The following is a 12,752-nucleotide window of genomic DNA, read 5'->3' as shown; positions in this document are numbered from 1 at the left end:
CTAGTCTTCCAAATCTACAAATGAATAAGCCGGTTTAACGCTGTCAAGCCAGATCAACACCTGGCTACGGTCGGCGTCCGAGATGATCTGACCGTTGCGCCGCAAACGAACGCGCCAGTACCAAACCACCTTGTCAGGGTCATACAGCCGGTCGCCGCAGGCGTTCTCGCCAGCGAAGAAGCCGCGTGGCTCGTCGATGATGACGGTGTAGCCGGCTTGCTCCAGCAGCGACTGGATGTACGCTTTGGACAGGCCACCGGTCTGATTCACCTTCGTGACCAGGCGGGCCTGGCGCTCCTCGACCGTCGTCGCAGCCATCAAACCTTCGTCTGGAAGGCCATAGACGCGCTCCCAGTCGTCCAGCAGCGCCACCGTGGTACGCGGGTCCATCTCCTGCAGCAGCACGGCAGCGCTGGCCTGCACGGCATCCAGTTGGCGGCCCTCGGCGGCCAGCTCAGCCGACAATTGCGGCGCAGCTGGATCGTAGGAAACCGCAGGCAGAAGCAGTTTCAGATAGTCGGCATGCTTATACATACAGATTCACCAAACCGAGCGCTGCCATTTCGATGTTCGCCGCGTCCACCCGCGTCACGACGCTGGCGGTTGGCGATACCAGAGTGACGTCCGTTACACCTGGAACATCGGTGATCGCGGCGAGGATGCGCCCACGCAATACCGTAGCGCCTGGCGCGAGCCCAGCGATATAGGCGCTGACGACGCTGCGTACCGCTTCGATCACGGCGGCCAGGCTCACGCCGGCCGCGAGCGTCACCTGCGCCACGACGTCGACGACCACCAGAGCCGGCGTCGACACCTGGCAATCGCCGCCGGCCGGGTTGACCGTTTCCAGATAAGCCTGCACGGTGTTCTGCAGCACGCGCGTCGCAGGCAGGCCGTTAGAAAGGATGGCCACGTCGACCTTGCCCATGCCCCGACGCAGCGGGTAGCACCAGGCGGAAGTCACGCCTGGCACTTCCAGCGCCCAGCGCCGGTAGTCGTATTTGTTGCCGCCTGCAGGCGGATGGCGCAGGCGGTCAAGTAGTCGCGCCAGGATCGCGCTGCTGGACTCGATATCAGTGCCGGAAGCCATCGCAACGATTGTCGCTGTGGACGAAACACCGGCCGGCGTTTGCGTCAGCGTTAAACTGGTTCCGCTCGCCTGATTGCCGGCGAAGCCTGGCGTGGCTGCGGTTGCGTCCAGGAGCAGCATGCCGTCGGTGCCAATGACGCCGGCCGCCGTGGTTACATACGAGTTTCCATCCAGCGCCTTCCCTTCAACGCCGGCATTGATCGTGCTACCAGGCACGCCGCTGAATTTCAGAGCGCCGGTGGCTGCGGTGGCAGCCTTCTTGTAGATGCCATACTTCGCGGCATGCTGCAGCATCTGGTCTTCATCTGCCGTGTCGGGAAAGATTTGGCGCGCGGTCCATCCGAGCGCCTGGTACAGCCCCTCAATTGCGCCGGCAGTCGAGTTTGCGCGTAATCGGAAATCGGAGTCGGCGCCGACCGCAGCCTGCGGATTCTGATTGAGAATGTCGCGGAGCATCCCGTCGCGGATCTGCTCAAAAGACAGTGTTGGAAATGTCATTTCTTGTAGTCCCTTAGATGACTTTTAACGGGAGACGGAATGTGGTTTGCTCGCCGGACACCGCAGTCAGGACAATGCCCAAGTAGATGCGGCCGCCGCCGGTCCCATCCTTCTCATGCGCGACGCTGACATCAATGCTCGATGCGCGACCGTCATCCATCAGTGGCTTTAACGCGGCCTGCGCATATTGCTTGGCCAGGACGGAGTAGCGCCCCAAGTCCTTCTGGCGCTCCAGCTCGTGTAGCCGGCTGCCCAGCGTAGGGTCGGCCCAGTAGCTGCCCAGCGGTGTCATCAGGCGGAAGTACGCCGCGTTTGCCAGGCCGGCCATCGGATCGCGCGAGGGCGCGCCGTCGACGAGCTGGTAGTCGCTGGTTGTAGGGTTGACGAAAATATCCATTACATGCTCTTGTCTGGCGTCGGCGTATTGCCGTGTTTGTGGCCGTTGTAGGTGTCACGCATGCCGGCCATCGAGCCGACCTTATCCTTGATGTCGCCGCCTGCACTGATGCTGCCGCCAGCGCCCACGGCGCCGGTCGCGTTGACGTTGCCGCCAGCGCTGATGTTCCTCGCCACCTTCAGGTCTTTCGTTGCGGTGACAAGCGGCGCGTCTAGTTCGATTTCCGGCGTGTTGGTGACGGTGACTTTCAAGCCGCCGCCGTTGACCACGATGCCGTCGCGGGTCAGATGCACGAACTGGCCGAGGTCGTCATAGATCGCCACCTCGCCGCCCTGCAAGCCCTTTAGGCGGTACTGGGTATGCTCGCAGGCGATGACGATGCCGTGCGCGGTCTTGCCGCCAATGGGCAGCACCGCCAACTGCGTGCCAGGCAGTGGGACGGAGGTGAAGCCGTAATGCTGCATCAGCTCGTTGTCCTGCAACTGCTCGCCGGCCAGCGCCTCGCCCTGGATCAGCTGGATTGGGGTGCTGCTGTCGACCGTGGTCAGCACAGCGCGGAATGCCTGGCGAATCTTGCCCAGGGCGCGGTTGACCGCGCGCATCACAGTATCGACGCTCATTTCAAGTCGTCCAGAATGATCACTTCGCCCGTCAAAGCGTTCTTGCCTTTGCGGTGCTTGCCCTTGTGCGGGTGAGCCTCAACTACCCACACGCCGTCCTCCTTCAGCGTTAAATCGGTGGTGGTTCCGTAACCCCGGCTGCGTTGAAACTTGCGGGCCATGAGGAAGTAGATGGCGTCAATGCCATCAGCATCGGACACGACGCGTACGCGCTGGCCAGGCTGCCACAGCATGCCGTCGCCCGGCTGGCCAGGCGCGTTGATCCGATGCCCTTTGACGGTGATCTGCATCTCGAAGGCGCGCAGGCGCGAGTCGCCCATCAGCTTGGCGGCGCGGTCCTTGCACAGTTCGGCGGTGTCGGTTTCGTGGTCGACCACGATCTTCGGACGCGACCAGGTGATGCCGGTATCCTTCGCCACGCCCTTGAGGTTGTGTTTGCCGCCCTGAGCCTTGGTCGCGTGGGTCTGGCCCAGCACGGTAATTTCCGAGAAACGGTCTACGATATCGTCATCGATCTCCAAGCTCTCGATGTTGCAGTCATCTGGATTGGCCGACAGCACGGCGACCGGCGGCGTCGTGTAGTCCGGGCCGCCGATCACGAGCGTGCCGTCCGGGTCGAACCACGGCCATAACCCTTCCGCCTCGGCAGCATTGCGCAACACCTCCCAAGCGGTATCACCTGGCTCAACGTTGATCTTCTCGCGCTGCGTGGTCTCGGTGGACGTCTGCATGCGCACCTTGGCGATGCCGAGTGGTCGTACGATGTTGGTCACGATTTCTTTCAGCGTGCTCATCTTGCGGACGAAGACAGGCGCGGAGCAGTCCACCAGTTGTGCGGCACTGTCGCGGCCGGAAATCTGATAGGTGCGCACACCTTTCTTGAGCACTCGGCGCACTCGGTCGATTCGACCGGTCAGTACCAGGTCATTGCCCACGCGGACCTGCATCTCAGCGCCCGATTTCACATAGGCCGGCAGCGTCCTGCCTTGACCGGAAACCGCAAACTGCCAGGCGTCGGCCGGCGTCAGCAAGTCCGAGTCAATCGTGTATGCCTCCCAGGCCGCATGCGCCTGGCCGGCTACCAGGAGGAACAGCGCTTCGTTGTCCTGTGCGGAGAAATCATTTTGCATAGGCATTGAGCTTGTCTCCAGTGTTTGTGGCGTTTGGCAGTCGAAGATTGTTCAGGCGCTGCAGCTCCACCGCGCGGGAGTGATCGCCATACCAGCGGTGCGCCAGGAGACGCAGCGGTGCCGGCGACGCCACCGTGCGAGAAACCAGGGCCGGGCGAGCGTTGATCACGGCGCGGCCTGCCTCTTGGACGGACATTGCGAGGGACTTTAACGGTTCGGTAATGGCGCGAGCCTGCTCGATGCCGTAGCGCGCGCGCACCTGGACAATCGCTTCCTCGATGGAGTCGCGGACGGCCGTCACCACCTGCTCGATCTGGCTGGGGGCGGACAGCGGCGTGATGCTCTCTGCGGCCATGACGTCGGCGGCCACGCGCGCCTTGGTGGTGGCGCGAACCGTGGCGATATGCACCAGCAGCACCTGCGTGTCAGCATCCAGCTGAGACTGGGCGACCGGATAGAGGGAGGACGCAGGGACGACACCGGCGGCGGCGGTCTGAGCGCTAGCTGCTACTGCGGCCACCCACGCGTCATAACTACCAGGTGCGTAATCCTGGCTGACTGGCGTGGGCAGTACGGCGGCGGACGAGAACAGCCGGTCAATTTGCGCAAATGCTTCGCCGGCCACTGCGGCGCTGTCGCTGCCAGCAGCGACTAGCTGCGGTGCGACGGCCGTAGACGATCCAGCCGGCAAGAGGCGGTTGACCGAATTGCGGGTAATGTCGGCCTGGCGCTGCAGGGCATCCAGTTGGTTCGGGACTTGGCTGATGAGCGCCTGCGCCAGCGCCGTCACGTCCTGGACGAAGCCCATGGCGTTGCGGATAGGGTCGGTAATGGAGGTCAGAATCTCATGAGCCTCATTGTTCACGGCCACCAGGAACGTGACGGCGTTCTGACGCATGGCGCTAATTCGGCTCATGACACTGAGGTCGCCGTCGGCCTGGCCGGCCAGCTTGTCGCACTCGTCGACCAAGACGCCGCCACTCGCGGTTTCCGCGTCATCGGCCGCGTCGTCCATGGCGTCGGCCGCTTGGCTACTCAGCTGACGGGTGAAGAATGGCGCGCCAGTGACGGACTCTTCAAATTCGATATCGACGGTGCAGTAGTCGACGTTATCTGCATCGTGGTGGACGCGATGGGTTCTGACCTGGGCGCTCTCAATCACACCGTAGATAGGATGGATCAGGCGGCCGGCGCCGCGCGTATCCAGTGCCGCTATGAGCGCCTGCAGGCGCTCTTCGTAGTCATCGCCCCAGAGAACGGCCTTTACCGAGAACTTGCGCTCGTCGCGGCCCATATCCTCGATATCCGTGCCATCGGTGTACGGATAAGAATGCCGCGCGAGTGAACGTGGCGTCTCATCGCTCAACGACTGCACGTCGAATTCGATATCGCGGAAGCTAGCAGGTAGGAGTTTTTCGGCCCAAGACATGCCCGCAGCTTACGCGCGCGCAAGAGGCCAGATAAGGCGGATGGGGTTCGGGGGGAAGCCCCGAACCGATACGAAAACGCTACTTGCGGGTCGCTTGACGCTGCTGCTCGCGGCTTACCTCAGCGGTGATGAGGTGGCTATCGGTGGTGATTTTCACATTTACCTCTACTGGTTCGCGTGGCACGAGTTTCACGGCTTCGTGCTGTTTCTGCCCTGTGACCGCATCATATACCGCGTTGACGGCGCGGGTCAGGAACCGGTCAAACGCCGTCCCCTCAGTTGCCTTATTGATGACGCTTCCGATGCCATATCCCGCAGCGCCGGCAGCAACCACCGTGCCGGCCGTGGCCGCTGGCGCAGCCGCCGCGAAACTGGCGGCCGGCATCGTAGCTGCGAAAGCGCCGGTCGTCAGCAGGCCGCGTGCGCCACTGCCGACTGCACCACTCAGCCGGGCCAGCAAACTCGGGGCTGCGGCGCCAGCGGCGGCTGCACCGACTCCAGTGGCCGCCGATCCGGCTGCTGTACCGACAGCACCGGCCGCTGCTGCGCCGGCCGCCGCGCCGCCGGCACCGGTCAACAGCTTCATCAGGCCCGATGCGCCCGCCGCTGCCGCAAGTGCGGAGAGTGCCGACGCGGACAGCTTGGCGCCAGCCGTTAAATTCGGGTACTCCCGCGCTGTCTCAGTCATCAGGTCAAGGGTCTTCTTCAGCGGTCCGTCCAGCTGGGTCATGCCCTTGTAGGTGGCAATGTCGCCTTCCTGAACTGCCTGCTCCTTTTTGAAGCCGGCTTCATTGGCGATAACGGCGTAGTTCGTTTCCGTGGTGTCTTTCGCCGCGTTGACCTTCGCCTCAACGTCCTTGAGGTAGTCCTTGTTGTTGAGTGCAGCAACCAGATACATCAGCGCTTGGCGGTCTTGGATCAGCTTGCCGATGGCCGAACCTTCGATGATATCCGCCTGCGCCTCATAGGTCGCCTTCTTCTCGTCGCCATCCTTGGTCTTGGCGGCTTTATCCTTGAGCGTGGTGTAGCGCTTGTCCTGGGAAACAGTTCTCTCGGTGAGCAAGGTGAACGCCTGCAGGGAGTCAATCCCTTTGGCGCGTGCGGCCGACAGCGTGCCGGAGAGGTCGATGCCCAGCTTCTTAGCATCCTGCGCCGTGTCCTGGCTGTTGATCTTCGCCAGGAAGTTGACCAGGTTGTTGCCGGCTTCGTCCTTGGAACCGGCGGTGATGACCGATGCCTGGTTGGCGGCCAGCAGCTTGGCCAGGCCGCCCATGCCCGACATACCAGACAGCCGCGCAGCAGCCATCTGCTGCGGCAACCACTTGGCCATATCTTTCAGCTCAAAGCCACCAGCCTGGCCGGCAGTGATCGCCATATCCATGACTTTGGGAATCTCGCTGGCCTTGATCTTGAAGGTGGCCATGGAGCGCAGAGCGATGTTTGCCAGCTCGGTGGGATCGGCGCCAGACGCCGTGGACGCTTTTGTCAGCGTTGGCAGAACAGCCTTGGAATCGTCCACGCTCAACGTGCCGGCGGCAATCAGGGTGTCCAGCGTAGTGGCTGCACTTTCTCGCGTGCCTCCGCCCAACCGCACCGCCTTTTCGATGGCGGTGTTAAGTTCGGTCTTTCCCGCAATGCGGCCGGCGACGTCTCGGTCGCTATACGCGGTGTTGGCCATGCCTGCCAGGCGCATGCCGTAGTCCATGGTGGCATTGACGGGTTTGGCCAGGATGAACTTCGCCGCCGCCGCGCCGGCCAGCATGCTCCCTCCGGCCTGGCCAGCGCGCTGCAGCCGGCCCAGCACTCCGGCGGTTCGCTCCGCCTCGGTACGAGCGCCGCGCATGCTGGCCGCAAGCTGATCGCCAGGCCGCTGGCGCCCCAGCTCCCAAATCCGGCGCATGACGGCGTCATACGCGCGCCCCAGGAGCGATGTGGCCCGCTCAGCGGTCCTGTTGTGGTCGGTGATGCGATCAGCTGCTGCAGTGCCAACCTGGCCCGTCTGCGCGGCCTGGCGCTGCAGAGCCCGGTTTGCTGTTTCCAGCCGCTGAGTCCAGGTCAGCAGCCGGCCGTTTGCGGTGATCGATGCACCCGCCACCTGGCTGTGCGTGCGGCCGAGTACGCTGGTTGAAGTGGTGAGCCGGCGCGTTCCGTCGATTAGACGGTCTGTAACCGCGCGCCCGCTGTCGCCCAGGCGGTTGACGTCGGTGCGCAGACCGGTGATCCCGGTGCGCACCTCGCCTGCGCGCCAGCGCAGAATCATTGCAAGTTCTAAATTCGTGGCCATCGTGCAGGATAGAAGTTTGGAGGACCGGCTTAGCCGGCCTGCTGTCGTTGTTGGCGGCGCCGACGCGCCTGGTTGACGACCTTGCCGCTGCCATCGGGCGCCTGGCCTTGGGCCTTCGGCGCCAGATTAGAGAGGTGGGAGACTAGCTCGGCGTGCGTCATTGCCAGGACGGCGCCAGGATCAAACCCCACTCGACCGAGTACGATTTGCACCTGGCGCAACCACTTTAAGCGGGTTTCGGCGCCTTCTGCTTTTTTTCGGCCTCGTCGATGGCAGCCACGACAACGGAGTAGTCCGCATCCGCGAGATTGAGCAGCATGTCGATCTTGTGTTCATCTTCAGGAACGCCTTCAAAGCGCACCTGGCGCGCTTCGATGCCGACTTGCAGCCGCGCCTGGGAGACATTGGCGCCCAGCTCTTCAATCGCTTCGATACTGTGCCGTACCATGACCGGACGCGCGGTGACCTGCGTAATCTTCTGGCCGTTGTGCGTGAAGCCAATCGGCAGCGTTTTGGTGGAGGAGAAATCCATTTTTAATAGGTTCCGAGGTGTAGGTTATTCTTCGATCTTGCGGGTCGCGTTCATGGTCAGATCGCGCATCGCTTCGTTGTCGACTTTGTACTTTTCGCCCACCTCGACGGTATAGCAGTCCAGATAGCTGATGCGCTTGCCGCCGCCGCCTTGCGGATAGCGGGTCAGTTTCGCGCCTTCGATTTCTTCCCAGTTGATGTCGCCAGTCAGCGGGATCAGTACCGAAACCTTCAGCGAGATTTCTTCGATGCCGCGCGAGAAGCCCTTGGAGCGGCCGGTGCTGTTCATGGTTTTAACGGGCTTGCGGCCGGTCTTGATGGTCGGCTCGAAGGAGTCGCACTCGATTTCGACGCCGTCGACTTCCAGGACGATTGCGCCCTCGTATTCGGTCAATGCCATATTTACTCCAGAATGAGGTTAGCCGGCGCGGCGGCAGGCCACCGCCGCGCCAGCGGATTACAGGTACAGGTCGATGCGGCCACCGAACACATGCAGGCCGTTGACCACATCGGTCGGAATCTTCGCGTCCAGGCGGTTCGGGTCTTGGATATCACGCTCGACGATCAATCCGGCCTTGTACAGATCGACGTTTTCGATAATCTCCAGCTCCTCCAGTTTGACCATTACGTCCAGCAGCTCGGAGCGAACACGGGCAGGCGTGCGCATCGACAGCTTGTCGCGCGGGAAGCGCAGCGCGATGCGCTCGCGCATGGTCTTGCGGACGTAATCCAGCGTGCGGATGGTGGTGATATCCAGCAAGGAGACATCCGGCACGCCGTTCGCATCCAGGACGTAGGTCGACACCGCGCGGACAACCTGGACCAAACCGCCAGGGCCGACTTCAAACGGCGTTACGCCATTGGCCAGGGCGGTTTCCTGCTCCTGGCGCAGCAAGCGGCTGGTCAGAGGGATAACGCCGATACCGGCGAGCGCCAGGCCGTTCAGCGGACGCGCTGGGTCTTCTTCCGAGGCGATGAGGCCGGCGTAGGCTGCGGCCACTTCGTACGGGAGCGACAGCGTACCCGGCACCAGACCGAGCGAAATGCGGCCGGCGTTGACGCCAGTCCCCAGTGTGGTGGCCTGCGCCAGCGTTCCAGTGTGGCCGGCGGCGCCAACCGCACCGCGCTGCTCCATCGGCGACGAAACGCTGTCCAGGTGGCTGCGCAGCGCCGCCAGATTGGTGGCATCGTTAAATGCCGTGGCGATGATGGTATGACCGGCGCCGGCCACGCTGGCCAGCGTCGAAGCGGTTGTCGGGTCGGTCGCACCGCCGGCCATGGCCACAACGGTGGAAGTGATGCCGGTAACGCCGGTCAGCACGGTTGCAATCTTGATCTGGTTGCCCAGCGAACCCTTGTTTTTTGCCGTCAGCGTGACGACGCCTGCCGCCGCAGCCGCCGACACCGGCAGGTCCGGCCGTGCCGCGACACCAGCGACGATGGACGCGGCAATGACCGTCGGAGTGTCGGCCGAGGCCACCGCCACGGTCAGTACATCGTTGGCCACGTTCAGCGTCACGCTGCCTGCCGCAGTCGCGGCGCCGGCGATGGTGATGGTGCCGCTCGCCGCCGTGGCGCCGGCCGCATCGTCGACCGCGACCGCCTGCAGCGCCATGTTCGGATTGGTGCTGATAGCCGCCGAGGCCATCAGGTGCAGTTGGGAACCGTAGCCGAAGTATTTGGCGGCCTCGACGTCGGTGAAGATATCCACCAGCACACCGGCATTGACCTGGCCGGCGGCGACGCGCTGGCCCAGCAACAGCACCTTTTGGCTATTCGCTGCCAGCGTGCGAACCGCCAGCGCGGTGTTAAATTCAAAATACTTGCCAGGCTTGCGAATGCTCGCAGGGATGGCGCTAAACGAGATATTGGGACTTGCCATGCTTAGCCTCCGTTGGCGTTATCGGCCGCAGCGCGCGCGGCGGCCTTCTTGCTGATTGCGTTGTAGGGCTTCAGGTCGCCATCGCTGATGCGGCGCTGGTAGTAGGTCGAATCTTCGACCGTCACCGCACCTTCGTCGGTGATGTAGTTGTTGGGCTTGTCCTCCATCGGGACTTTAACGCCCGCCGTGGCGATGACTTCAATGGTGCTCATAGTTTCTCCGGTGAGGTAGGTTGATTGGTTTAACGCGGCAGCTCCACCAGGTCTGATGCGTCGGTCTTGTCGTCGCCTGGCTTCAAGCGATACTCCAGGCTGATCCTCAAGAACTCGGTGTCATCGCCAGGTTGTTTGACGTGCTCGTATTTGGTGTGCCATTCCTGGGCGAACACTGCCAAGCCGCTGGCACGCAGACGGGTGTTGTAGAGCGTGCGGATTGCGCCAGGCCGGAAGTGATCGATAGGCAGGCCGAGGTCTTCCATCGTAAACAGCGGCATCAGACCCTCGAGCATCTGGTACGCGCCGATTTCCCCAGCTGGGCCACCATGACGACCGGCGCGCTCGCTGCGGACACTGCGGGCGGCGCACATAATGGCGAAGGTCAGAGGCGTTAAAAACTTCCCGCTTGCCCGCTGCTCCGGTTTGCCTGCGCCGGCGAAGGTCACCCAAATGGCTGGCAAGACGCGCGCTACGTCGAACGTTTCATCATCGAACTGGCCGCCATAGCTCTCTACCGAGCGGGCGACCTGCAACGTCTTGAGTCGCGCGATCATGGCGTCCTCGATCTGGCCGATCATCAGTAGCCCTCCAATGAACGGCCGTCAAACCGGCGCCGGCCGGCGCGGGCCTTGATCGTCGCATTGGTCGTCTCGCCAGCATCGACCGGGACGCCATTGGCATCCGTTCCCAGGGATATGCTGCCGCTTGCTACCTGGCCCAGATACTTGATCGCCTGGTTATAGCGCGACTCAATATCTGGCGTGCACACAGCATCTGTGCCAGTCAGGCGATACCGGGCGATGTCGCATGCGTAGCCGACCAGGAGCAGCGGCGTGGCCGCCAGCGGGAGCGTGTATCGGCTGGCCAGGTAGCCGGAGATTTCCGCGTCTGCGTCGGCCAGCCCGCCCTGCAGCACCTGCGGATCAATTGCGCCGGTCATCTCGCGGTCGGTGATCTGGATCACCTCCCGCATGCCAAACCGGCGCACCATATCGTCTTGGGTGGCGAACATGGTCGATTACTGCTCGGCGTCGACCGCTGGGGCGGCGGCTTCGATGGAACCCAGCTTGACCAGTGGCTCGGCCTGTTCTTCCGTCAGCGTGATCGGTTCGCCTGGCGGGTAGGTTTTATCGTCGTGGGTGACGATGAATTTAACGGTGTAGGTTGCGGTGCCGACCTTTGCTTTTGCCATGAGTAGCAAGTCCTTTCTGTGGTTGTCGATGGCGCACGGGTGGCGGCTGGCCACCCGCGCTGCGATGGTTAGGCGATGATGTTGCCGAAGAAGTAGCCAGCTTCTGGCGCGCAGATCACTTCTTTGACGGACTCACCGGCACGGATGCGCTCCGAGCCGCGCAGGCCCACGGTCGGTGCTGCGATGTTGCCTGCGACACGGCCGCCGAACTGCGCGGTAAAGCCGAAGGTTGGCTGGCCGGTCTGCGCCGCCTGAATGTCGGTGTAAGTGAAGGAGCAGTGCTTGCCCCAGGTGCGCTGCATTTGCGGCGCCTGGCCTTTGCGAGCCGTATTGACGAATGCACCGCCGACGCAAATTTCGTCCAGCTCCAGCACTTCCTTCAGCTGGTCAATGGACACCGTGCCGGCATTCTGCGCGGACTTATAGACCGACTGGACCACCTTCGGATGTTGACGCAACGCCGTGAAGCCGGCGCGGCCGATGGTCATTTTGTTAGGACGAACGATAGGCTGGTCCAGCGCGTACAGGATGGCGTTGATCGGATTGCTATTGGCGTAGTCGCTCCACTGCGACGTGCCCGACAGGGTCTGCTGCAGCGCGGCGTTGTAGTTGGCTGGATTGAAGATCAGATTGGCCGCGCGCACTTCGCGGTCCAGCAGCACCAGGTTGGTCAGGAACATGGTGCTGATTTGGCGCGGGTCGATTGGGCCGCCCGACGCTGGCTTTTCCATCTGCTCCCACGCCACCAGTTCTTGGTGCGGGATCATATCGTCCAGGCCGTAGTCGACGCACTCGTCGGTTACGTCGGTGCCGCCGAAGTCGACCATATTCGGCTCCGACTTACGGCCGACCTTCGTGCCTGGCAGCGTGAACGCCTGCGCGATGTCGTATTTGGTGTACTTGAAGCGCATCGCAGTTGGCACGCGCGGCAGCACGCGGTCAGCGATCAGGGAATCGGCCGAGTTGCGCCAGGCGATTGCAATCGCGGTCAACTCCGGGTTAATCGGAAATGCAGTAGTGCTCATTGATGCTCCTGTTATATAGAAGTGGAGTTAAGCTGGCGCCCGCGCGCCAGCAGCGTGATTAGCCCTGGATCTGGCCGATGGACTGCATGAAGCGGATGACGTCGCCGGCTGCGGTGGCGCTTTCCAGCGCAAAGCCGACGACGCGGCTATTGACGCCGGCGGCAGGCGCCGCAGCGACGGCGCGGCCCACCGCATCCGAGGTGATCATCGTGCCGCGAGTGATAGCGGCGCCGGCTTCCACCATGGCGATTTCCGCGAACTGGACGTCGCAGCGCTCACCGATGGCGGCGCCGATGTCGGTGGTAACGCCGATCAACAGGTCGGTCGAAGCCGTGCCTGGCACGACGCGGTCATCGGCCGAACCGAACTTGACGAGACGGTAAGCCGGGATCGCGGCCTCCGCCTGGTAGCTTTTTGCCAACTGGAGATTCATCGTTGCTCCTATATATATGAGGGGAT

The 12,752-nt window shown here is 62.8% G+C and carries 16 protein-coding genes; all 16 read right to left on the bottom strand.

Annotated elements, in window-relative coordinates:
- Positions 1 to 534: a putative phage tail protein gene (locus FHW83_RS23750; RefSeq protein ID WP_176648837.1), complete on the bottom strand. Its 534-nt coding sequence runs from the start codon at positions 532 to 534 to the stop codon at positions 1 to 3.
- The gene (locus FHW83_RS23745) at positions 527 to 1,588 is read right to left on the bottom strand and encodes a baseplate J/gp47 family protein (RefSeq protein WP_176648836.1); all 1,062 of its coding nucleotides are present in this window, start codon (positions 1,586 to 1,588) and stop codon (positions 527 to 529) included. The genes FHW83_RS23750 and FHW83_RS23745 overlap by 8 nt, the downstream gene beginning before the upstream one ends.
- Positions 1,589 to 1,601: 13 nt before the next feature.
- Positions 1,602 to 1,985, bottom strand: coding sequence for a phage GP46 family protein (locus tag FHW83_RS23740; protein WP_176648835.1), 384 nt, complete (start codon positions 1,983 to 1,985; stop codon positions 1,602 to 1,604).
- Positions 1,985 to 2,605: a phage baseplate assembly protein V gene (locus tag FHW83_RS23735; protein ID WP_176648834.1), complete on the bottom strand. Its 621-nt coding sequence runs from the start codon at positions 2,603 to 2,605 to the stop codon at positions 1,985 to 1,987. The genes FHW83_RS23740 and FHW83_RS23735 overlap by 1 nt, the downstream gene beginning before the upstream one ends.
- Positions 2,602 to 3,741 (bottom strand): phage baseplate assembly protein, encoded by a 1,140-nt coding sequence (locus tag FHW83_RS23730; protein WP_229224331.1) that lies wholly within the window; start codon positions 3,739 to 3,741, stop codon positions 2,602 to 2,604. The genes FHW83_RS23735 and FHW83_RS23730 overlap by 4 nt, the downstream gene beginning before the upstream one ends.
- Positions 3,725 to 5,164 (bottom strand): DNA circularization protein, encoded by a 1,440-nt coding sequence (locus tag FHW83_RS23725; RefSeq protein WP_176648832.1) that lies wholly within the window; start codon positions 5,162 to 5,164, stop codon positions 3,725 to 3,727. The genes FHW83_RS23730 and FHW83_RS23725 overlap by 17 nt, the downstream gene beginning before the upstream one ends.
- A gap of 79 nt (positions 5,165 to 5,243) precedes the next feature.
- Entirely contained in the window at positions 5,244 to 7,424 is a 2,181-nt protein-coding gene (locus FHW83_RS23720; protein WP_176648831.1) for a phage tail tape measure protein, read from the bottom strand.
- Positions 7,425 to 7,674: 250 nt separating this feature from the next.
- On the bottom strand, positions 7,675 to 7,980 hold the full coding sequence (locus tag FHW83_RS23715) for a hypothetical protein (RefSeq protein ID WP_176648830.1): 306 nt from the start codon (positions 7,978 to 7,980) through the stop codon (positions 7,675 to 7,677).
- Positions 7,981 to 8,004: 24 nt separating this feature from the next.
- Positions 8,005 to 8,379 carry a phage tail protein gene (locus FHW83_RS23710; protein ID WP_176648829.1) on the bottom strand — a complete coding sequence of 125 codons (375 nt, stop codon included), beginning with the start codon at positions 8,377 to 8,379 and terminating at the stop codon, positions 8,005 to 8,007.
- A 57-nt stretch (positions 8,380 to 8,436) separates the two neighbouring features.
- The gene (locus FHW83_RS23705) at positions 8,437 to 9,861 is read right to left on the bottom strand and encodes a phage tail sheath C-terminal domain-containing protein (RefSeq protein ID WP_176648828.1); all 1,425 of its coding nucleotides are present in this window, start codon (positions 9,859 to 9,861) and stop codon (positions 8,437 to 8,439) included.
- A gap of 2 nt (positions 9,862 to 9,863) precedes the next feature.
- Positions 9,864 to 10,073, bottom strand: coding sequence for a DUF2635 domain-containing protein (locus tag FHW83_RS23700; protein ID WP_218106425.1), 210 nt, complete (start codon positions 10,071 to 10,073; stop codon positions 9,864 to 9,866).
- 29 nt (positions 10,074 to 10,102) lie between these two features.
- Positions 10,103 to 10,654, bottom strand: a complete 552-nt coding sequence (locus FHW83_RS23695; RefSeq protein WP_176648827.1) for a phage protein Gp37 — start codon at positions 10,652 to 10,654, stop codon at positions 10,103 to 10,105.
- The gene (locus tag FHW83_RS23690) at positions 10,654 to 11,088 is read right to left on the bottom strand and encodes a gp436 family protein (RefSeq protein WP_176648826.1); all 435 of its coding nucleotides are present in this window, start codon (positions 11,086 to 11,088) and stop codon (positions 10,654 to 10,656) included. The genes FHW83_RS23695 and FHW83_RS23690 overlap by 1 nt, the downstream gene beginning before the upstream one ends.
- A gap of 6 nt (positions 11,089 to 11,094) precedes the next feature.
- Positions 11,095 to 11,268, bottom strand: a complete 174-nt coding sequence (locus tag FHW83_RS23685; protein WP_176648825.1) for a hypothetical protein — start codon at positions 11,266 to 11,268, stop codon at positions 11,095 to 11,097.
- Between the two features lie 68 nt (positions 11,269 to 11,336).
- Positions 11,337 to 12,293, bottom strand: a complete 957-nt coding sequence (locus FHW83_RS23680; protein WP_176648824.1) for a capsid protein — start codon at positions 12,291 to 12,293, stop codon at positions 11,337 to 11,339.
- Positions 12,294 to 12,351: 58 nt separating this feature from the next.
- Positions 12,352 to 12,726 (bottom strand): capsid cement protein, encoded by a 375-nt coding sequence (locus FHW83_RS23675; protein ID WP_176648823.1) that lies wholly within the window; start codon positions 12,724 to 12,726, stop codon positions 12,352 to 12,354.
- Positions 12,727 to 12,752: the final 26 nt, after the last annotated feature.

It is taken from the genome of Duganella sp. SG902 (assembly GCF_013376005.1).
Classification (GTDB): domain Bacteria; phylum Pseudomonadota; class Gammaproteobacteria; order Burkholderiales; family Burkholderiaceae_D; genus Rugamonas.
This window is presented reverse-complemented; position numbering and strand designations above follow the sequence as displayed.